This window comes from Mesorhizobium sp. CNPSo 4689 (assembly GCF_057784325.1).
In genome coordinates this window covers 1-20,179 of record NZ_JBWLUZ010000003.1, presented here as the reverse complement: position 1 = coordinate 20,179, position 20,179 = coordinate 1, and the positions used below count along the sequence as shown (strand labels likewise).

At 64.5% G+C, this 20,179-nt stretch carries 23 protein-coding genes and 1 pseudogene; 12 read left to right on the top strand and 12 right to left on the bottom strand.

What is annotated here, in order from left to right:
* Positions 1–36: 36 nt before the first annotated feature.
* The 9 genes from AC04SI_RS05060 to rpsP all read left to right on the top strand — a co-directional run bounded on the left by AC04SI_RS05060 (position 37) and on the right by rpsP (position 7,829).
* On the top strand, positions 37–1,284 hold the full coding sequence (locus tag AC04SI_RS05060; protein ID WP_404283387.1) for a flavin monoamine oxidase family protein: 1,248 nt from the start codon (positions 37–39) through the stop codon (positions 1,282–1,284).
* A 79-nt stretch (positions 1,285–1,363) separates the two neighbouring features.
* The gene (locus AC04SI_RS05055; RefSeq protein ID WP_404283389.1) at positions 1,364–2,461 is read left to right on the top strand and encodes a zinc-binding metallopeptidase family protein; all 1,098 of its coding nucleotides are present in this window, start codon (positions 1,364–1,366) and stop codon (positions 2,459–2,461) included.
* Between the two features lie 64 nt (positions 2,462–2,525).
* Positions 2,526–3,128, top strand: a complete 603-nt coding sequence (locus tag AC04SI_RS05050; protein ID WP_404283390.1) for a DUF1236 domain-containing protein — start codon at positions 2,526–2,528, stop codon at positions 3,126–3,128.
* A gap of 141 nt (positions 3,129–3,269) precedes the next feature.
* Positions 3,270–4,214, top strand: a complete 945-nt coding sequence (locus tag AC04SI_RS05045; protein WP_404283391.1) for a CPBP family intramembrane glutamic endopeptidase — start codon at positions 3,270–3,272, stop codon at positions 4,212–4,214.
* Positions 4,214–5,155 (top strand): glycosyltransferase, encoded by a 942-nt coding sequence (locus tag AC04SI_RS05040; RefSeq protein WP_404283393.1) that lies wholly within the window; start codon positions 4,214–4,216, stop codon positions 5,153–5,155. Before AC04SI_RS05045 ends, AC04SI_RS05040 begins: the two co-directional genes overlap by 1 nt.
* The gene (locus tag AC04SI_RS05035; RefSeq protein WP_404283395.1) at positions 5,152–5,307 is read left to right on the top strand and encodes a hypothetical protein; all 156 of its coding nucleotides are present in this window, start codon (positions 5,152–5,154) and stop codon (positions 5,305–5,307) included. Before AC04SI_RS05040 ends, AC04SI_RS05035 begins: the two co-directional genes overlap by 4 nt.
* Before the next feature lie 135 nt (positions 5,308–5,442).
* Entirely contained in the window at positions 5,443–7,044 is a 1,602-nt protein-coding gene (ffh, locus tag AC04SI_RS05030; protein WP_404283396.1) for a signal recognition particle protein, read from the top strand.
* 7 nt (positions 7,045–7,051) lie between these two features.
* Positions 7,052–7,378, top strand: coding sequence for a chorismate mutase (locus AC04SI_RS05025; protein ID WP_404283398.1), 327 nt, complete (start codon positions 7,052–7,054; stop codon positions 7,376–7,378).
* A gap of 49 nt (positions 7,379–7,427) precedes the next feature.
* Positions 7,428–7,829 carry a 30S ribosomal protein S16 gene (gene rpsP / locus AC04SI_RS05020; protein ID WP_404283400.1) on the top strand — a complete coding sequence of 134 codons (402 nt, stop codon included), beginning with the start codon at positions 7,428–7,430 and terminating at the stop codon, positions 7,827–7,829.
* 87 nt (positions 7,830–7,916) lie between these two features.
* Here the strand turns inward: rpsP and AC04SI_RS05015 are convergent, their stop codons facing one another.
* The 4 genes from AC04SI_RS05015 to AC04SI_RS05000 all read right to left on the bottom strand — a co-directional run bounded on the left by AC04SI_RS05015 (position 7,917) and on the right by AC04SI_RS05000 (position 10,315).
* Entirely contained in the window at positions 7,917–8,180 is a 264-nt protein-coding gene (locus tag AC04SI_RS05015; RefSeq protein ID WP_404283402.1) for a YMGG-like glycine zipper-containing protein, read from the bottom strand.
* A 141-nt stretch (positions 8,181–8,321) separates the two neighbouring features.
* Positions 8,322–8,849 carry an SRPBCC family protein gene (locus tag AC04SI_RS05010; RefSeq protein ID WP_404283403.1) on the bottom strand — a complete coding sequence of 176 codons (528 nt, stop codon included), beginning with the start codon at positions 8,847–8,849 and terminating at the stop codon, positions 8,322–8,324.
* A gap of 20 nt (positions 8,850–8,869) precedes the next feature.
* Positions 8,870–9,274 carry a DoxX family protein gene (locus AC04SI_RS05005; RefSeq protein ID WP_404283405.1) on the bottom strand — a complete coding sequence of 135 codons (405 nt, stop codon included), beginning with the start codon at positions 9,272–9,274 and terminating at the stop codon, positions 8,870–8,872.
* A 135-nt stretch (positions 9,275–9,409) separates the two neighbouring features.
* Positions 9,410–10,315, bottom strand: a complete 906-nt coding sequence (locus AC04SI_RS05000) for a bestrophin family protein (protein WP_404283407.1) — start codon at positions 10,313–10,315, stop codon at positions 9,410–9,412.
* Between the two features lie 199 nt (positions 10,316–10,514).
* Here AC04SI_RS05000 and AC04SI_RS04995 point away from each other — a divergent pair, with 199 nt between their 5' ends.
* The gene (locus AC04SI_RS04995) at positions 10,515–10,919 is read left to right on the top strand and encodes an ACT domain-containing protein (protein WP_404283437.1); all 405 of its coding nucleotides are present in this window, start codon (positions 10,515–10,517) and stop codon (positions 10,917–10,919) included.
* Between the two features lie 9 nt (positions 10,920–10,928).
* On the opposite strand, the gene AC04SI_RS04990 is transcribed toward AC04SI_RS04995, so the two are convergent.
* Together AC04SI_RS04990 and AC04SI_RS04985 are read right to left on the bottom strand one after the other, a co-directional pair.
* The gene (locus tag AC04SI_RS04990; RefSeq protein WP_404283408.1) at positions 10,929–11,381 is read right to left on the bottom strand and encodes a GNAT family N-acetyltransferase; all 453 of its coding nucleotides are present in this window, start codon (positions 11,379–11,381) and stop codon (positions 10,929–10,931) included.
* A gap of 201 nt (positions 11,382–11,582) precedes the next feature.
* Positions 11,583–12,617, bottom strand: coding sequence for an aspartate-semialdehyde dehydrogenase (locus AC04SI_RS04985; RefSeq protein ID WP_404283410.1), 1,035 nt, complete (start codon positions 12,615–12,617; stop codon positions 11,583–11,585).
* A 578-nt stretch (positions 12,618–13,195) separates the two neighbouring features.
* Between AC04SI_RS04985 and AC04SI_RS04980 the strand changes: the two genes are divergently transcribed.
* Positions 13,196–15,061 carry a DEAD/DEAH box helicase gene (locus AC04SI_RS04980; protein WP_404283412.1) on the top strand — a complete coding sequence of 622 codons (1,866 nt, stop codon included), beginning with the start codon at positions 13,196–13,198 and terminating at the stop codon, positions 15,059–15,061.
* Between the two features lie 31 nt (positions 15,062–15,092).
* Here the strand turns inward: AC04SI_RS04980 and AC04SI_RS04975 are convergent, their stop codons facing one another.
* Positions 15,093–16,514 (bottom strand): glycosyltransferase, encoded by a 1,422-nt coding sequence (locus AC04SI_RS04975; protein ID WP_488473974.1) that lies wholly within the window; start codon positions 16,512–16,514, stop codon positions 15,093–15,095.
* A gap of 140 nt (positions 16,515–16,654) precedes the next feature.
* Between AC04SI_RS04975 and AC04SI_RS04970 the strand changes: the two genes are divergently transcribed.
* Complete coding sequence (locus AC04SI_RS04970) at positions 16,655–17,368, top strand: DUF805 domain-containing protein (RefSeq protein ID WP_404283415.1); 714 nt, start codon at positions 16,655–16,657, stop codon at positions 17,366–17,368.
* Here the strand turns inward: AC04SI_RS04970 and AC04SI_RS04965 are convergent.
* From AC04SI_RS04965 to AC04SI_RS04945, 5 genes and pseudogenes are all read right to left on the bottom strand, one after another.
* Positions 17,358–17,843, bottom strand: a complete 486-nt coding sequence (locus AC04SI_RS04965) for a GNAT family N-acetyltransferase (protein ID WP_404283416.1) — start codon at positions 17,841–17,843, stop codon at positions 17,358–17,360. The two genes, AC04SI_RS04970 and AC04SI_RS04965, sit on opposite strands and share 11 nt — an antisense overlap.
* 4 nt (positions 17,844–17,847) lie before the next feature.
* The gene (leuB, locus tag AC04SI_RS04960) at positions 17,848–18,951 is read right to left on the bottom strand and encodes a 3-isopropylmalate dehydrogenase (protein ID WP_404283418.1); all 1,104 of its coding nucleotides are present in this window, start codon (positions 18,949–18,951) and stop codon (positions 17,848–17,850) included.
* Between the two features lie 86 nt (positions 18,952–19,037).
* Positions 19,038–19,388, bottom strand: a complete 351-nt coding sequence (locus tag AC04SI_RS04955) for a VOC family protein (RefSeq protein WP_404283419.1) — start codon at positions 19,386–19,388, stop codon at positions 19,038–19,040.
* A 4-nt stretch (positions 19,389–19,392) separates the two neighbouring features.
* The gene (locus tag AC04SI_RS04950; protein ID WP_404283421.1) at positions 19,393–19,776 is read right to left on the bottom strand and encodes a RidA family protein; all 384 of its coding nucleotides are present in this window, start codon (positions 19,774–19,776) and stop codon (positions 19,393–19,395) included.
* Between the two features lie 275 nt (positions 19,777–20,051).
* A pseudogene (locus AC04SI_RS04945) lies at positions 20,052–20,179 on the bottom strand (IS110 family transposase); the annotation flags it as partial.

The following is a 20,179-nucleotide window of genomic DNA, read 5'->3' as shown; positions in this document are numbered from 1 at the left end:
CGATCAAGTAGATATTGTGGCGGGGGTCTTGCATTCATGGAAGATGTTGACGTCGTGATCATCGGCGCCGGCTCCGCTGGCCTCGCCGCCGCCAAGACCATTCGCGCCGCCGGCCTTTCCTTCAAACTACTGGAAGCGATGGGCCGCGTCGGCGGTCGCGCCTGGACCAGCGACCAGCATTTCGGCGTCCCGTTCGACATCGGCTGCGCCTGGCTGCATGCCGCGGACCGCAATCCCTATTTTCCCGAGGCCGAGGCCGCCGGCTGGACGCTTCACCATCACGACATGAATGTCGATCATCTCTATTACCGCCAGCGCAAGGCAAGCGAGGTCGAAGAGGCCGAGATGAAGGCCGCCGATGCACGGCTGTTCGAACTGCTGGCCGCGCACCAGGTGGAAGAAGGCGACGACGACCGCCTTTCGGCACTCCTCGCCAAGGGACATGCGCCGCGCGCCGCCGCCACCTTCGCCGGGCCGATGGATTTTGGCGCCGACGAGGATGAAATATCGATCCGTGACTTTCAGGCCGCCGCCGATCTCGATCCCAATTATTTCAGCAAGGAAGGGTTTGGCGCCCTGGTGGCGCATTTCGGGGCAGACCTGCCGGTGGAACTGTCGACGCCGGTGCGCAAGATCCTCTGGGACGTGCCGGGTGTCGCCTGCGTCACCGATCGCGGCACCATCCGCGCCAGGGCGGTCATCGTCACAGCCTCGCCGGCGGTGCTCGCCTTCGAGGAGATCGAATTCTCGCCGGCGCTTCCCGATACGCATTTTGGCGCCTTCTTCGATCTGCCTATGGGCATGCTGACCAAGCTGCCGGTCGAGATCCGGGGCACCAGGCTTGGCCTGCAGCCCTTCGACGATCTGTTGATCGAGCGGTTGGCCAGGCACGACATCTACTTCCTGTGCTTTCCCTTCGATCTCGACCTGATGGTCGGTTTCGTCGGCGGCGACTTCGCCTGGGAGATGTCGGCTGCCGGTGAGGCGGCGGGTATCGACTTCGTCGTCGACCGGCTCTGCAACATCTTCGGTGCCGACACCCGCAAGCATGTCGCACGCGCCATGATGACCAATTGGGGCGGCGAGCGCTTCGTGCGCGGAGCGTATGCGGCGGCCCGCCCGGGACGTTCCGAAGCGCGCGCCACGCTGATGCAGCCGGTGGCGGAAAAGATCTTCTTCGCCGGCGAGCACCTGGCCGGTCCGCTCATCCAGACCTGCGGCGGCGCGCGCCTGTCGGGAGAGAGCGTGGCACGGCAGGTGGCCGCCTTGCTTGCGATTGGATAGCGGCGGCTGGGGCGGCGGCTCGCGTTTGGGTGGCCGGCGATCCCGCCCTATATGCGGGCTCTGACGATTTGAGAGCACAATGAAGCTGTTCGACTGCCCGCATTGCGGCCACCGCCTATATTTCGAGAACGCCCAGTGCCTGAGCTGCGCCAGCCTCGTCCTCTATGATCCCGAGCAGGCAAGCTTTACCTTGTCTGGTGTCGACGGCGTTTTCCAATGCACCAATGCCGATGAATGCGCCTGCAACTGGCGGGCGGAGCCGGGCCAGGCCTTCTGCCGCGCCTGCGCGCTGAACCAGCTGATCCCGGACCTCTCGGTCGACGGCAACCGCCGGCGCTGGATCCGCGTCGAGGCGGCCAAGAAGCGCGCCATCTATTCGCTGCTCGCCTTCGGCCTGCCGACCGCACCAAAGCACAACCCCGGCGACGAGGCCGGCCTTGCCTTCGACTTCCTTGCCGATCCGATCGGCGGCGGCCCCGGCGGCGAGCGCATCCTGACCGGCCACGACAACGGCCTGATCACGCTCAACGTCGCCGAGGCGGACTCCGCCGAACGTGAAAGACGGCGCGTCGAAATGGGCGAGAATTACCGCACGCTGCTCGGCCATTTCCGCCACGAGCTCGGCCACTATTACTGGGATCGTCTGATCCGAGACGACCCGCAAAGGCTTGCAGCCTTCCGCGCCTTGTTCGGCGACGACCGCCCGGACTATGAGCAGGCGCTGCAGACCTACTATGCCACGGGGGCTGCGCCCGACTGGCAGCAGGGCCACATCTCCGCCTATGCGACGTCGCACCCTTGGGAAGACTGGGCCGAAACCTTCGCGCACTATCTGCACATCACCGACACGCTGGAGATGGTGCATGCGCTGAATTTCCCGCTTGGCCGGCTGGAGACGGTTGACGCCGAGGCGCTGCCGCGCGGCGATACCGGCGGCGAACTGCAGGCAGCGCCGTCCGAACCCGCCACCGTGCCCGAGCCCTTCGACAGGATCCTCGCCCGCTGGCTGGTCCTGTCGGAGGCGTCCAACTCGATCAACCGCTGCATGGGCCTGCCCGATCTCTATCCCTTCGTCATTTCGGACGTGACGGCGCGGAAACTGGACTTCGTCCACGCGCTTTTGACCGGTTTGCCGAAAGAAACCGGAACAATTCGTGAGCCGGCAGGGGCATTTTAGCCGGAACGCATAGAGCCTTGTTTCGTTTCCGTTCGCGAGGGAGTTCGAAGAACGGAGAGAAATCATGAAAGCCATACTGTTTCCGGCCATCGCCGGGGCGCTCGTCGCCATGTCGGGCGCGGCCCTGGCCGAAACCGCCGTTTCGGCTGTCACCGATCTCAACGTGCGCGCCGGCCCCGGCCCGCAATATCCCGTGATCGGCGTGCTGGCCGCCGGCCAGTCGGCAACGCTCCAAGGCTGCATTGCAAACAGCAAATGGTGCACGATCGCCGAGGCCAATGGCCAGGGCTGGGTCTATTCGGATTATGTAACGGCCGATTTCGGCGGCAATCAGGTGGTGCTGACGCGCCGGCCGGTTGACGCCGATATCGAGGTTGTGACGCCGCCGAGTGACGATATCTATACGGATACCTATACCAGCGCCATTGTCGCGGCCGAACCGATCGACCCGATCGCCAGGCCTCCGGCCGAAGTCGGCACCTACGTCACGACGCACCGGCTCGATCCTGTCTATCTCGACGGCGAGGTGGTGACAGGCGCGACCTTGCCGGACACGGTCGAGTTGCGCGAAATCCCCGATTACGACTACCGCTACGTCTATGTGAACAACCAGCCGGCGCTGGTCGACCCCGGCACGCGGCGCATCGTCTACGTCATGCGTGACTAGGTCACTGAAACACGCGGCCGCCAGCGCTGGCGGCCGCCGCTCTTTTCGAGCTCAGCACATGAGGGCCTGACGAGGATGATTGCGCACGGAGCCCCGATCCCATAGATCATGCGTCGCGAATACGTTGGGCAGGGGAGCCGCGTGATCATCGACAATGCCGCTTTCGAGCGCTATCGGCGCTCGCCGAACGACAGGACAAATTTGCCGCGCCTCCTGCTCGGCAGCGCCATTGTCGTGCTTTTCTGGGTGGCGACGACCCTGGTCGTGCTGCTCGGCGGCACCTATGCCTTCGTCGCCTGGCGGGCCTCGATGGCCGGCAGCGCGCCGATCGGCCGGCCGGTGCAGGATTTCCTGGCATCGCCCGAAGGGATCCTTATCGCACTGGTCTCCTTCGCCGGCATCTGGATCGGCCTTTGGATCGCTATGCGCTGGGTGCACGGGGAGCCGCTGTCGGCGCTGATCGGAACCAGCCGCCGCGTTTCGCGCCAGGGATTCCTCAAGGGCCTGGCGGCGGTGCTGATCACCTCGCTGCTCTCCGAGGTGTTGCTCTATTGGCTGCAACCCGAGATCGCGCGCGGCGCGATCAGCCTGCCGTCCTGGCTGCTGTTCCTCGTCCCGATCGTCTTGCTGGCCTTTCTGCAGACGTCCTCTGAGGAGGCGCTGTTTCGCGGTTATCTGCTGAGAGGCCTGGCAAACCGGTTTCGCAGCCCTCTTATCTGGGTGTTGCTGCCGGTGCTGCTGTTCACCGCGCTGCATTGGAGTTCGGCCTCGTCGCTCGCCATCAATGCCTGCGTGCTGGTCTCGATCGCCACCTTCGCGCTGGTGCTGACGCTTCTGGTCTATGCGACGGGCAATCTGGGTGCTGCCTTCGGCGCCCATCTCGGCAACAACCTGACCGGCTTCCTGCTGATTTCGCACCAGGCAGGCTACAATTCCTTTGCCCTGTTCAACGCCAAGCCGTTGGAAGGCCCCGGCTGGACGACGTGGGACGCGGTCCTGATCGCCGCGATCGGCATCGTCAGCAGCCTGCTGACGGTGTTGCTCCTGTTGCATCCGCGCTCGCCGCTGAAGGTCGGGCCGGACTAATGCGCATCACATTGGTGGTCAGGGGCGCAATCCCCTGCAAGGGCTATGGCGGCACTCAGCGTCAGGTCGAGTGGCTGGCGAGCGAACTCGCGCGCCTCGGTCACCGGGTGGTGCTTATCGCCGACCCTGGCTCCAGCCATCCGTTGTGCGAAGTGCGGCAGGCGTCGTCGGCGCAGCAATGCCGGGCCGCCATCCCCGCCGACACCGATATTGTCCATTTCAACAGCTGGTTTATCGAGGTTCCGTTTCCGACCCTCAACACCGAGCACGGCCATACTCCAAGCGAGCCCAGACGGCAGAAGAACTGGAGTTTCGTCAGCGCCAGCCATGCCCGCAACCACGGCCGCGAGACCTTCGTCCACAACGGCTTTCCGACCGAGGCCTATCGGCTGGCCGAAACCAAGACCGATCGTCTGATGTTCCTTGCCGGCATCGCGCGCGCCGGCAAGAACCTGAACCGCGCCGTCGACCTGGCGAAGAAGTTTGATTTCCCCCTCGATATCGCCGGCGGCTCGCGCTGGAAACTGCTCACGCGCAGCCATGTTCGAAACCAGGGCGTCTTCTTCAAAAGCCTTGCCAGCCGCTACCGCTTCCATGGCATCGTCGATGGCGACAAAAAGCTGCGCCTGCTGGGAGAGACAAAGGCCTTTCTCAATCCGATCGCCTGGGAAGAGCCGTTCGGCATGGCTTCGGTCGAGGCGATGCTGTGCGGAACGCCGGTGCTGACGACCCCGCGCGGCGCGCTGCCCGAGATCGTCGACGCCGACACCGGGCGCTTCTTCGACACGGACGCGGAGTTCGGCGCGGCCCTTGCCGCCGTCGCGGATCTATCCCCGCAACGCTGCCGCGACTCGGCCGCCGAGCGCTTTCCGATCGCCCGGACCGCCAAGGGTTACCTCGACCTCTACGCGCGTATTCTCGACGGAGAGGTGCTCCCTTGAACCAGTCGCAAAAACAGCGTTTCGACGCTCATCTCGGCCCGCGCCTTGACTCTACGGCCGATTTCCTGTCTACACGCCGCGAATCCCGCGACGAGTATCCCTCCGAGCAAGCCGACCAGGACGCCGAAGCCTTTTTGAGGCGAGTGCCGTAAATCGATCCTGGAGGCCAACACCCGGCAGCGCTGTGCGCCCCCGGGTGCTTTTTGGCTTTGGCTTCTGGTTGGACGATCGGCGCGAACGCACTACCTCTCGGGCAGCCATCCGGGTGCCAGGGAAAAGGAAAAAGAATGTTTGAATCGCTACAGGAACGTCTTGGTTCGATCCTGAACGGCCTGACTGGCCGCGGTGCGCTGTCCGAAGCGGATGTCTCGGCGGCGCTGCGCGAGGTGCGCCGCGCGCTGCTCGAGGCGGACGTTGCCTTGGAGGTGGTCCGTTCCTTCACCGACAAGGTGCGCGAGAAGGCGGTCGGCGCCGCCGTGGTGAAGTCGATCAAGCCCGGCCAGATGGTCGTCAAGATCGTACATGACGAGCTGGTCGAGATGCTGGGCGCCGAGGGCGTCGCCGTCGACCTCAACGCGCCGGCGCCCGTCGTCGTCATGATGGTCGGCCTGCAGGGCTCCGGCAAGACGACGACCTCGGCCAAGATCGCCAAGCGGTTGACCGAGCGCCAGAACAAGAAGGTTCTGATGGCCTCGCTCGACACGCGGCGCCCCGCCGCGCAGGAGCAGCTGCGCCAGCTCGGCGAACAGGTGAAGGTGGCGACGCTGCCGGTCATCGCCGGCCAGAACCCGGTCGATATCGCGCGGCGGGCCGTGCAGGCGGCAAAGCTCGGCGGCCATGACATCGTCATCCTCGACACTGCCGGCCGCACCCATATCGACGAGCCGCTGATGGTCGAGATGGCCGACATCAAGAAGGTGTCGTCGCCGCACGAGATCCTGCTGGTCGCCGACTCGCTGACCGGCCAGGACGCCGTCAACCTGGCCAAGAGTTTCGACGAGCGCGTCGGCATCACCGGCCTGGTGCTGACCCGCATGGACGGCGACGGCCGCGGCGGCGCGGCCCTTTCGATGCGCGCCGTCACCGGCAAGCCGATCAAGCTGATCGGCACCGGCGAAAAGATGGACGGGCTGGAGGAATTCCATCCCAAGCGCATCGCCGACCGCATCCTGGGCATGGGCGACATTGTCTCGCTTGTCGAAAAGGCCGCCGAAAACATCGACGCCGAGCAGGCGGCGGCGATGGCCAGGAAGATGCAATCGGGCAAGTTCGACCTGAACGACCTTGCTGGCCAGCTTCAGCAGATGTCGAAGATGGGTGGCATGGGCGGCATCATGGGCATGATGCCCGGCATGGGCAAGATGAAGGACCAGATGGCCGCGGCCGGCCTCGACGACAGGATGTTCGGCCGTCAGCTCGCCATCATCTCGTCGATGACCAAGGCCGAGCGCGCCAACCCCGATATCCTGAAGCACTCACGCAAGAAGCGCATCGCCGCCGGCTCCGGCACCGATGCAGCCGAGATCAATAAGCTGCTGAAAATGCATCGCGGCATGGCCGACATGATGAAGGCGATGGGCGGCAAAGGCAAAGGCGGCGGCCTCATGCGCGGCATGATGGGCGGCCTTGCCTCGAAGATGGGTCTTGGTGGCATGATGCCGGGTGGCATGGGCGGTATGGGAGGCATGCCGGACCTGTCCAAGATGGACCCCAAGCAGCTCGAAGCCTTGCAGAAGCAGGCGCAGGCGGCCGGCCTCGGCGGCATGAAGGGCTTGCCCGGCGGCCTCCCCGGCGGCGATGGCCTGCCCGGTCTGCCCGGCGGCATGAAGCTACCCGGTCTTCCCGGCCTGGGCGGCGGCGGGCTGCCCGGTCTTGGTAAGAAGAAGTGAGGGCGTCATGAACGAGGACAAGGACATGGCCGACGCACGCACCATCCTGGCCGGTTATCGCGCTTCGATCGACAACATCGACGCCGCCCTCATCCATATGCTGGCCGAGCGCTTCCGCTGTACCAAGGCGGTTGGCGTGCTGAAGGCCGAGCACGGCCTGCCGCCGGCCGATTCGGCGCGCGAGCAACAGCAGATCGCCCGCCTTCGCCAATTGGCCAAGGATGCGCATCTCGACCCCGATTTCGCGGAAAAATTCCTCAACTTCGTCGTCCGCGAAGTGATCCGTCACCACGAACAGATCGCCGCTGCCAACGGCGTGACGAAAACCGGCTGAGGACCAGCCGTAACCAACCAACGAAATCAGAGTTTCTAGGAGAAAAGAAATGCCATTGAAGATCAGACTGGCCCGTGCGGGCTCGAAGAAGCGTCCTTACTACCACGTCGTCGTTGCCGACGCCCGTTCGCCGCGCGACGGCCGTTTCATCGAGTCGCTCGGCTCGTGGAACCCGCTGCTGCCCAAGGACGGCGAGCGCGTCAAGGTTGACGCCGACCGCGTCAAGCATTGGCTGTCGCACGGCGCCCAGCCGACCGACCGCGTACTGCGCTTCCTCGACGAGGCAGGCCTCGCCAAGCGCGACGCCCGCTCCAACCCGAAGAAGGCCGAGCCCGGCAAGAAGGCGCAGGAGCGCGCTGCCCTTTTGAAGAAGGCGCAGGACGATGCCGCAGCCGCTGTTGCCGCCGCGGCCGCAGCACCTGCCGAGGCGGAAGCCGCCACCGCCGAGTAATCCGGCTCAATTTGCTTACGAAAACGGCGGGCCATTGGCCCGCCGTTCTCTTTTCAGGGTATGCCCTGTGCCGAAGGCCGCGCCCGCTCAATAGCCGTCCGGGCAGCGGGCGATATAGGTACGCCCATAGCGGTCCCGGTAGCGGCAACGATCCGGTTCGCTGGCCCGGCCGATCAGCGCACCGGCGACGGCACCAACAGCGCCACCGACAACTGCGCCTTCCACCGGATCGTTTGCGACCGCGGCACCTACGGCCGCGCCGCCCAGGCCGCCGACCGCCGCGCCTTTTTCCGTTTGCGAGCACGCGCCGAGCGGCACCAGCAACGCCATCAAAACCATTAGCTTCTTCATTGTCGTTCCTCTCGGTTTCGCCCGCTACGCCATGCGCAATAACGCAAAAGTGAAGGAATCGATCCACGCGAGAATGCAGATGCGCTTCTTTGCGACCGCCAGATCTCGAGGAAGCAGCGGTGTCGCAAGCCTGGTCCGGATCTATTTCTCGGTGGCCCGCTTCAGATTGGCTAGTCCGGCCTCGAAATCCCTGCCGATCAGCGTGTCGAAATTCATGAACAGGCCCATCAGCTTGGCGATGAAGGGCCGGCCGCCGCGCATTGCCCAGGTGACGTTCGTGTTCTCGCCCGACGGCGTCAGGGTGAAGTCGACGGTATTGTTGGCCCTGAACGGCTTTTCGAAATCGAGCTTCAGCGCCACCAGTGAGGACGGAACCGAATTGGTGATTTCCATACGGCCGACCCCGGCCTTGCTGTTGCCATGCCAGGCATAGGCGGCGCCCTTGCCGCTTTCGGCGCCGGAGAGCGTGCGTTTCATGTCCGGGTCGAGTTTTTCGTACGGCGACCAGGTAGGCCAGCGCCTGAAATCGTTGATCAGTGGAAAGATCGCCTCGGCGGGCGCCTTGATGTCGGCCGAGCGGCTGACGACGAAATCGTTGGGCCGGGTCGCGGCATAGAGGAGCACCGCGGCGATGATGACGACGAGAATGATGAGGATGGTGGCAAGCATTGTCCTATCCCTTCAATGGGTTAGTTGGCGAACAGTGCGCGCACCCTGGGGTCGCGCAGGCACAGGCCGCCCCACAGGATGACGCCGAGATAGACGCCGAACAGAATGTGCGAAAACAGCGGGCTGCCGATGCGCACATGGGTGGCGACGGCGCCGCCCATATAGGCAGTGAGCAGGATGGCGCCGAGCACCGAGGTGCGCGGCAACGCATAGAGCGCGGTCGAAACCAGCCCAATAATGCCGAGCAGGCGCGCGGCATTGGCATCGGCCGGCCAGCCAAGCTGCGTCATGGTCTGGGTGACGATATCCAGCGGCGGCAGTTTGATGACGCCATCGAAGATCATGAACAGCACGATGATCGTGCTGAGCGCACGGCCGGTCCATAAGGCGCCTGATGAGACGGGTGCGGTTTGCGACATGGACATTGATGTTCCCTCCTGATGCTGCGAGCCCCCTTTTTTGGGAGTCGAGCCAAGGACGCGGCAGGAGGCGGCAATCCGACACGGGCCGGAATCTTTTGGCATCCGGGCGCGGTGCCGCCCGGTAAGCCATTGCCAAGGCTAGGAAAAATAGAACCTTTCGGCCGCAATCATCTTCGGCGGCGTCTCGCCCAGCGCCTCGAACACCGAGATCTCGCAGGCGCGGCACAGGCCGTCCAGCGCAAGGTCGTTGGGCTGGGTGCCGAACGGATCCTCGAGCTCCTCCGAAAGCGCGTCGAGGCCGAAGAACGTGTAGGCCATCAGCGCCGTGAACAGCGGTGTCGCCCAGCCGGCGGCGGAAGTCAGCCCGAAGGGCAAATGCAGGCAGAAGATGTAGGCGGTGCGCTGCAAGAGCAGCGTATAGGCAAAAGGCAACGGCGTTCCGGCGATGCGCTCGCAGCCTGCCTGTGCGGCGGCGATCTCCGACAGCCGTTCGTCGAGGATGCGATAACCGATCGTGTCGATGGCGCCGGCCCTGCGGAGTGCTGCAATACGCCCGCCCATCCGCCGCAGCATGGCGTCCGGCGCGTTGGCGGCCTGGACGGCGCCTTCAACCTCGTCGCCGATGAAGGTGCGAGCTTCCGCCGTGGCATCGACCCGTCTGAGCAGGCCGCGCAGGAAGTGACAGAAGGCCGTCGCCTCCATCAACAGGCAGCGCAACTCGGTCCGGTCCTCGATCAGCCCGGTGGAAGCGCGCGCCAAATTGCGGATGTCGAAGACCAGCTGTCCCCACAGCTTGCGCGCCTCCCACCAGCGGTCATAGGCGGCGTTGTTGCGGAAGCCGAGATAGATCGACAGCGCGACGCCAAGCAGGGCGAAGGGTGCTGTGCCGGCATGGCCGAAGTCGAGCTTCAGCGCCCTGACGATCACCACCACCAGCGCGCCATAGGCGGCAAAACCAAAGATCTGCGGCAGGATGCGCGGCACCACCGATCCGCGCATGATGAAGAACAGGTGCAGGACCCCCGGACGCGGGCGAACGATCATAGGAAAACCCTTTCACGGACCGGCGCCGGCCCTGAGCTCGTTTATTGTGTGGCGGCGCTGCTGCGCAAGCTCAGCCGTCAACGACATAGCCATGTCGCCTTGCGAGGGAACGGCGGTGCGCGTTATCGAAGTCGGCGAAACTGACGAAAGGGCGCAGGCGCTCAACGACCGCCTGTTGCACAAGATCCGGAAGCAACCGATGGCTGGCGAGACCGACCTGAAAAAACTTCTGGCGACGATGACGCCGGAACTGCTTGCCGGCATCCATGTCTTCGTCACCTTGCCGCCCGGTATGCCGGTTCCCAGCACGCTCGAACCGGTGATGCTGTTTCGCGAGCGCGAGGGCACGACGCTGATCGTGCTGGAAGGCGAAGCCAGGGCAGCTGGCCTCGACGCCGTCTTCCCGTGCTGCATGATCACGCTGAACATCCATTCGCCGCTGGAGGCGGTCGGCTTCCTCGCCGCCATCACCGCGCGGCTGGCCAGAACCGGCATGGGCGTCAACCCGGTCTCGGCCTTTTATCACGACCACCTGTTCGTACCGGCCGACCGGGCGGAAGAGGCGATGGAGCTGCTGAGGGACTTGGCAACCGAGAGCGCCTGAGAGGCGAGGTCAACGCTTGCGGACATACAGGATGTCCGGCAGGCCCTCCTCGTTGCTCGTGCCGTCGCCGAAGGCCTCCACGCGAAACCCGTGCCGCTCATAGAAACGCCGGGCGCCGCTGTTGGCCTGAAAACAATGCAGTTTCACGACCGGCATGGCAGCGGTCGCGTCTATCAGCAGCCGATTGCCGATGCCTCGTCCGGTCCAGGCCGGATCGAGATAGAGCTGCTCGACCCAGTCGCCACTGATGGCGATGAAGCCGACGATCGTCTCGCCGGCCTCTGCGACCGTCACCTGCTGTCGCGGTAGTACGATATCGCGGATGAAAGAAAAATCCTCGTCCGGCGTGTGGATGACCGGCATCCAGTCGAACGAGCCAAGAGCTGCCCGCATGAGCCTGGCGATAGCAGCGGCGTCAGAACCGGTGGCCGGGCGCAGCGTGACTTTGGCGGGATCGTTCATGGACGTTTCTCAGCAGAGGCCGGCGCTGCCCCTCATCCCCCTGCCGGGACCTTCTCCCCGTGAACGGGGAGAAGGGAGCTGCCCGGCCGAAGGCCGAGCCCGCGACTGCGGGCCGCCGGTCGTCCGGCGCCCCCGCGGAGGGCCAGCCGCGGTAGCGGCGGTGCGGCCCGTGAGCGAAAACGGAACCGCCCGTGAGCGAGATTATGCCGCCTTCTTCTTGGGCTGGATCAGGCCGCGCTCGACCAGCAGCTCGGCGATCTGCACCGCGTTCAGCGCCGCGCCCTTGCGCAGATTGTCGGAGACGATCCACATCGACAGACCGTTGTCGATGGTCGAATCCTCGCGGATGCGCGAGATGAAGGTGGCGTCCTCGCCGGCCGATTCGAGTGGCGTGATGTAGCCGCCATCCTCGCGCTTGTCCAAGACCTGGCAGCCCGGCGCTTCGCGCAGGATGTCGCGCGCCTCGTCGGCGGTGATCGGCTTTTCGAACTCGATGTTGACCGCTTCCGAATGGCCGATGAACACCGGGACGCGTACGCAGGTCGCCGTCAGCTTGATCTTGGGGTCGAGCATTTTCTTGGTCTCGGCCACCATCTTCCACTCTTCCTTGGTGAAGCCGTCGTCGAGGAAGACGTCGATATGCGGGATGACGTTGAAGGCGATGCGCTTGGTGAACTTCTTGACGTCGACCTGGTCGGCGACGAACACGGCACGCGTCTGCGTGAACAATTCGTCCATGCCTTCCTTGCCGGCACCCGACACCGACTGGTAGGTGGCGACGACGACGCGCTTGATGGTGGCAAAGTCATGCAGCGGCTTCAGCGCCACCACCAGCTGTGCCGTCGAGCAGTTCGGATTGGCGATGATGTTCTTGCGGGTGAACAGCGAAATCGCATCCGGGTTCACTTCCGGCACGATCAGCGGCACGTCCTGATCGTAGCGGAAGGCCGACGAATTATCGATGACGACGCAGCCCTGCTTGCCGATCTTCGGCGACCATTCCTTGGAGACGTTGCCGCCGGCCGACATGATGCAGATATCGGTATCGGAAAAATCATACTGGTCGAGCGACTTGACCTTCAGCGTGCGGTCGCCGAACGACACTTCCGTGCCCTGGCTGCGCCGCGAGGCCAGTGCCACCACTTCGCTCACCGGAAAGCCGCGCTCTTCCAGTATGTTCAGCATTTCCCGGCCCACATTGCCCGTGGCGCCGACGATCGCAACCTTGAAACTCATAAAGATCTCCTGTCCCTCTCCGCTCGGTTTTTGGAGAAAACCCGCCGGCCGATGCGGGTTTCAACCCCCAGGCCGGACCCGGGAGAGGGTGGTTAGGCCAAGGGAATCAGACCGTTTTAGTGGTCGTTTTGGCCGTGGTTTTGCTGGAACGAGGGGACGCGCCGACGCGCCCGGCCCAATGGTTCGCATTGTGGCCAGGGAAGTCGAATGCAAGAAGAGCCATCAAAAGGCCGCGCATCGAATGACGATCCCGTTCGATGCCGGCTTTTACGCGGTTTGCAAAAAGAGTCAATTGCGCGCTCTGCTCTCCCTTCTCCCCTTGTGGGAGAAGGTGTCGCCGAAGGCGACGGATGAGGGGTGTTCCAGCTTGGCGCCGACTGCGATCCGTCCAACACCCCTCATCCGTCTCGGCGCTGCGCGCCGATCCACCTTCTCCCACAAGGGGAGAAGGGAAAGGCAGTGCCGCTCGCCCTGTACAATGGCGGCGGCAGGAAGTACGAACGGCCAAGATTGTTTGGCTGGCATGCGCCGGCATGTGCTCCATGACGAGCGCAGACCCAGAATTCCGAAAGAGATAGATGTCCAGTTTCCAAGGTATTGTTCCTGCGCTTGCACAGGCGCTGGAAAAACGCGGCTATGCCGAGCTGACGCCGGTGCAGAAGGCGGTTCTCGCCCCCGAACTCGGTCAGGCCGACGCACTGGTTTCGGCGCAGACCGGTTCCGGCAAGACCGTCGCCTTCGGCCTTGCTTTGGCGCCGACCCTTCTCGAAGGCGCGGATCGCTTTGCCCAGGCGGGAGCACCGCTGGCGCTGGCCGTGGCGCCGACGCGCGAGCTCGCCTTGCAGGTGACGCGCGAATTGCAATGGCTCTACGAGCTGACCGGCGCGACGGTCGCGTCCTGCGTCGGCGGCATGGACATGCGCACGGAGCGGCGCGCGCTGGAGCGCGGCGCCCACATCGTCGTCGGCACGCCAGGCCGGCTGCGCGACCACATCACTCGGCACGCGCTCGACATGTCGGCGCTCAAGGCCGTCGTTCTCGACGAGGCCGACGAGATGCTCGATCTCGGTTTTCGCGAAGACCTGGAATTCATCCTCGATGCCGCCCCGGCCGAGCGCCGCACGCTGATGTTTTCGGCCACCGTGCCGCGCTCCATCGCCACGCTGGCGCAAGGCTACCAGCGAGATGCGGTGCGCATCTCGGCCGCCGGCGAGGAAAAGCAGCATCTCGATATCGAATACCGGGCGCTGAACGTCGCCCAGGCCGACCGGGAAAACGCCATCATCAACGTGCTCCGCTATTACGAGGCCAAGAACGCGCTGGTGTTCTGCAACACCCGCGCCGCCGTCAACCATCTGACGGCACGCTTCAACAACCGCAATTTTTCCGTCGTGGCGCTGTCGGGCGAGCTCAGCCAGAACGAGCGCAGCCATGCCTTGCAGGCGATGCGCGACGGCCGCGCCAAGGTCTGCATCGCCACCGACGTGGCGGCGCGCGGCATCGACCTGCCTAACCTCGAACTGGTCATCCACGCCGACCTGCCGACCAATCCTGAGACGCTGCTCCACCGGAGCGGGCGAACCGGGCGTGCCGGACGCAAGGGCGTCAGCGCGCTGATCGTTCCGAACAGTGCCCGCAAGCGCACCGAGCGGCTTTTGCAGAATGCCGGGCTGAAGGCGACATGGGCGAGCCCACCATCGGCCGACGATGTGATCCAGCGCGACGACGAGCGCATTCTTGCCGATCCGGCTTTCGACGAGCCCGTGAAGGATGACGAGCGCGGTTTCATCGACGCGCTTCTCGCCCGGCATGGCGCCGAACAGGTGGCGGCCGCCTTCGTACGCCAATGTCGTGCCAGCCGCTCGGCGCCCGAGGACCTGCTCGATGTCGCACCGTTCACGCCGTCGGGCGAAAAGTTTGCCCGCCGCGACGAGACGCCCAGCCGCCGTGACGATTTCGGCGCCAGCGTCTGGTTCTCGCTGTCGGTCGGCCGTCGGCAAAATGCCGAACCGCGCTGGCTGATCCCGATGCTGTGCCGCACCGGCAACATCTCCAAGCGCGAGATCGGCGCCATCAAGATGCAGCCGGAAGAGACTTTCGTGCAGATCGCCGCCGACTGGGCCGACCGGTTCCTGGCGGCGATCGGCCCCGACAAGAAGCTGCAGAACAACATCGTGGTGCAGCGGCTGGACGGTACGCCCGATCTTTCCCGCGCCGGTTCTCAGCCGCCGCAGCCTGACAAGAAGCCGCACCGCGGCAAGCGGGCATTCGACCAGAATGCGCCCCAAAGTGCCCACAAGCCGAAATTCGACAAGCGCGCCGCGGCATCGGATGGCCAGCGCCCTCCGTTCGAGGCAAAGCCCTGGGCCGCGAAAGCGGGCAAGCCGAAATTCGACAAGGCCGGACCGCCAAAGCACAAGAAGTCGAAGACGCGGCCGGCGTAGAGGCGAGCCCTTGCCGCCGGCCTTGCGGCCCTCAGCCGGCCTCAGGCGGACGTGATCTGCCTGCCTTGAGACCGGCCTTGATCGCCGCCCAGCTGGCTGCTGCGGGCGTCGGCCGGTGCTGCCGCGCGATGCGGTCCGTCAGCGAGGAACGCCATTCCGTGTCCTCGGCCATCCTGCGGATGGCTGCGTACCAACCTGCCTGATCGGTGGACTCGATTGCCGGCATCAGGCCGCCGGTCGCCTCGATCAGCGACGGCGTTTTCGACACGATCACCGGCACCCCGAAATCGAGACATTCCGAGGCGCCATAGCCCCAGCCCTCGATATGCGAAGGGAAGACGCCGAAGGACGCGCTGCGGTAGTGGCGGATAAGCTCCTCGTCACTGATCGGGCCGGTGAACGTCACCGGACCGGCCAGCTCGGGGTGAGCCTTCAGATAGGCGTTCAACGCCTCAACCATCCATCCCCGGCGTCCGACGCAGACAAGCCTTGGCAGGCTGACGCCGTCTTCGAGCGCATGCCGCCAGATCCGCGCCAGCATGATGTGGTTCTTCCGCACTTCGATGGTCGAACAGTAAAGCACGAACGGCTCATCGGGCTCGAAGCGCGACGTCATATCGAGCCGCGAAGCAGTCTCGTAGAGGATCGACGGCATTGGAAAGCGGTGGATGACCGGCGGCGCGATGCCGGCCTGGCGCGTGTGATCGGTCAGCGTGACGCTGGCCTCGGCCGAGGTGCAGAAAGCCGTCGCCCCCGACCGCACAAGCCTCTCGAGGTAGGTCCCGAAGGCTTTCTCGGTCGGGCCCGAGCCTACCAGGTCGGGGCGCAGTACCGGGATGAGATCGTGGCAGATGAAGGCGAAGCCTTTGGCGTCGCCCGAGATGGCCGATCGGTCCTCCCGTGTGAGAATGTGATTGGAGATCAGCACCAGGCTCCGTTCGGCATCGACGGGTCGATGCGGAACCTCCTGGCGCCAGCCGAGCCTGCCAAGAACCCGCCGGTATGAGCGATAGGCACGGATCAGCAGCCTCACCGCGTGAAACCCGGGTCCCTTCTTGCCGCTGGTCACCGTCATGGCAAGGTGACGGTCGGCATCTCGCTTGCCCCACGGATATTGCCTCACCGACCGGAGAGCCTGCGACAGCGCCTCTATCGTCCCTGGCCGTCGCCTGGCGCGAAAAGGCGCAATCCCGCTTGCCGCCCAATAATCCTGCTCGAAGGGGGCCAGCGGTTCGAACCTGCACTCCGCAGCTCTGAACGCCACCACCTCCACGGCAGGGTCGGGATCCGCCAAGGCTGCCTTGACCAGAAACTCTTCGATCCGCGGAATGCCCGCCAGGGCCTTGCCGGGCGGCCACAACAACAATCCCGTCGCGTCGATGAACAGCGTTGGCGCTCTCGTGCCCGCTTCGTCTTCCCCCGTCGTACCGGCATTCAAGCTTTGGATGGTCATTGCCTACTTCTTGACGAGGAAGATTGCGCCTTATGCTTCATTTGCAGCGACGGCAAAAGCCACGTTTTCCTGGCGCAGGCCTTGCTTGCCGGTTCGGGCGCGTGTCACATTTCGGCCGGATGTATTGCGGGGGCAAGGACATGCGCGGCGAAGTTCTTCACTATGACGAAGACCAGGGCTTCGGTTTCATCGCCGGAGCTGACGGCAACCGCTACGGCTTCGCGCGCGAGGACATGCGCCGCGACGCCTCGGTGGCCAAGGGCGCGCTTGTCGAATTCCAGCCGGGCGGTGGCCAGGCGCGCAATGTCTATTCGATCCGTACCCAGACGTCGGCGGCTCCGGCAGGCCCCACCGCCACATCACCTCAGGCCGGCAGCAAGCCGGCGGCGGCCGCGTCTCAACCGCAGCATTTTGGCCGTCTCGCCGACACCGAGACCGGCGGCTCCACCGGTTTGTGGGGCTATTTCTGGCGGGCGGTGACGGAAAACTATTTCAACTTTGCCGGTCGCGCCCGCCGCAAGGAATTCTGGGCTTTTTGCCTGTTCTGGATGGTCAGTTTGATCGTGGTCTTCGGTATCGGCGTCGCCGCCGACGCGGCCATGGGCAATCTGGACGCCGGCACAGACCTGCCGGCGATGGCGATGGGGCTTTCCATCACGTTCATCCTGGCAACGTTCGTGCCGTGGATCGGGCTGATCGTGCGCCGCCTGCACGATATCGGCCTGACCGGCTGGCTTGCCGTGCTGTTTTTCATCCCGACGGTCGGCGGCCTCGCCACGCTGGTCTTCGCGCTGATCCCGACGCAGGGACAAGAAAACCGGTGGGGGCCGGTGCCGGTAGGCGTCAGGGTTTAGCTGCCGTTTCCAGCGCCTTGCCCGACAGTCTGAGGAAGACCTTCTGGCCGTGACGCTCGGCGCCGAGCTGCGCGTAGAAGCGTAGCGCGCCCTCGTTCCAGTCCTCGGTGGTGAGGTCGAGGCGGCCGATGCCCTCGCTAAGGCAATGACGGGCGAGAAAGCCGATCAACGCCCGGCCGACGCCAGCATTGCGGGCATGGTCGCGTACGAACAGATCTTTCAGGAAAAGCAGTCTCTCAAGGTCAATGCCGGGATGCGCGATGGCCACCGATGCCAGGCCGGCAACCTCGCCATCGACGAAGGCCTGCGCGAAATGCGGATAGGCAGGGCTTTCCTCGCCAAGCCATTTTCGCGCCGCAGCCAGCGCGCGCTCGCTGTCGAGTGGCGGCTGCCGGTAATGCACCGCCATCTCGCAGAGCATGACGGCAAGCGCCGCCGCATCGCCGGTCGTCGCCCAGCGGACGTCGACCGCCATCGGATCAGCCCAGGAACTTGGCGATGATCGCGTCGCCCATCTCGACGGTGCCGACCTCGGTCATGCCCTCGGACATGATGTCCTTGGTTCGCAAGCCCTGATCGAGCACGGCGGCGATAGCGCCTTCGAGCTTGTCGGCCTCGGCCACCATGCCGAAGGAATAGCGCAGGCACATGGCGAAGGAGGCGATCATGGCGATCGGGTTGGCGATGCCCTGACCGGCGATGTCGGGCGCCGAACCATGCACCGGCTCGTAGAGCGCCTTGCGTTTCTTGGTCTTCACATCCGGCGCGCCGAGCGAGGCCGACGGCAGCATGCCGATCGAGCCGGTCAGCATGGCGGCGATGTCGGACAGCATGTCGCCGAACAGATTGTCGGTGACGATGACGTCGAACTGTTTTGGCCAGCGCACTAACTGCATGCCGCCGGCATCGGCCAGCATGTGGTCGAGCTTGACGTCGGCGTATTTGGCCTTGTGCGTGTGGCTGACGACCTCGTTCCACAGCACGCCCGACTTCATCACATTGCGCTTTTCCATCGAGGTGACGTGGTTCTTGCGCGTCCGCGCCAGCTCGAAGGCAACGCTTGAAATGCGCTCGATCTCGAACGTGTCGTAGACCTGCGTGTCGATGCCGCGCTTCTGGCCGTTGCCGAGGTCGATGATCTGCTTCGGCTCGCCGAAATAGACGCCGCCGGTGAGTTCGCGCACGATGAGGATATCGAGACCCTCGACGACCTCCTGCTTGAGCGAAGAGGATGCTGCCAGCGCCGGATAGCAGATGGCCGGACGCAGATTGGCAAACAGCTCCATGTCCTTGCGCAGCCGCAGCAGCCCGGCCTCGGGGCGGACTTCATAAGGCACCTTGTCCCATTTCGGCCCGCCGACGGCGCCGAACAGCACGGCATCCGCCGCCATTGCCTTTTCCATGTCGGCATCGGAGATCGCCGCGCCATGCGCATCATAGGCGCAGCCGCCGACCAGCCCCTCGTCGGTGACGAAGCCGCTGCCCAGCTTTGCGTTCATGGCCGCGATCAGCTTCTTCACCTCGGCCATCGCCTCGGGGCCGATGCCGTCGCCGGCGAGCAGGAGAAGATTTTTCGAAGCCATGGAGAACCGTCCCGGAAAGAAGTTGAAATCGCGGCCTTGCTAAACGCCAAGCGGCCGGCGCGCAAGCCTGCGCGTGGGAAGCGTGGTCACCGATGCGAGAGGATATTGACCAGCCTGCCGAACGGATCGCGCACATAAAAGCGCCGCACGCCCCAGGGTTCGTCGGCCGGGCCGTATTCGATGGCGAAGCCGGCGCTCTTCATGGCGTCGAGCGCGGCATCGACATCGTCGACCTCGATCGACAGGTCAGGCACCGGCGTGCCGGAGCCGCCTTCGGCCATGAAGCTGATCTGCACGGTCATTGTCTCTTGCGAGCCATAGGTGGCGATCCAGCCCATATCCATGAGCACATCGAGGCCGAGCACATCCTGATAGAAGCGCCTTGCCGCCGCGATATCCTGCGTGTCTATGTTTGCAACGATGCGCCGGACTTTCATGGGCTCATACCGTGCGCCGCAGCGCCGTAACTTCGATCTCGATCTTCATTTCCGGTCTGTTCAACTGGCAGACGATCATCGTCGCCGCCGGCCTGATCTCGCCGAAGGCCTCGCCAAGGATCGGGAAGACGACATCAACGAAAGCCTGGTCGGTGATGTAGTAATGCGCCCGCACCACGTCGGCCATCTCGAAGCCGCCGTCCTGCAAGGCCTTGGCAATCGTCGCCAGGCAATTGCGCGCCTGCGCCTCGACCGTCTCCGGCATCGTCATGGTCGCATAGTCGTAGCCGGTGGTTCCCGACACGAAACACCAATCGCCTTGTACGACGGCGCGCGAGTAGCCGGCGGTTTTTTCGAAGGGCGAACCGGTGGAGATGAGTTTGCGCATGGGCTTCCTCGCATTCGTAGGTGGTCGTCTAGCAGGGGAGGCGTAGTCAGTCATGGGCCAGAGAGAATTGACCATTGTTATGCCAGCGACGAGCCAGCATCACTTTGGTAGTTTGTTGGTGGGACCCTCGCGCCTTCGTCATCCTGGGGCGTAGCAAGGAGCGAAGCGACGCGGCGAAGACCCCAGGATCCATGCCGTTACATCAAGGCGCTGCTGCGGTGCAGAATTCTGTTCCGTCGCGTTCTTGGACGACGGTCACGGCATGGCAACTGTGTTCATGCGAATGCGGTTTTGTCTCGAATGATGGCGTTGAGAGTGATCAGAAGTTTTCTGGCGACAGCGACGATGGCGAGTTTCTTTGATCCGGAGCGAGCCGCGAGTGCAGCATAGAAGGCTTTGAAGC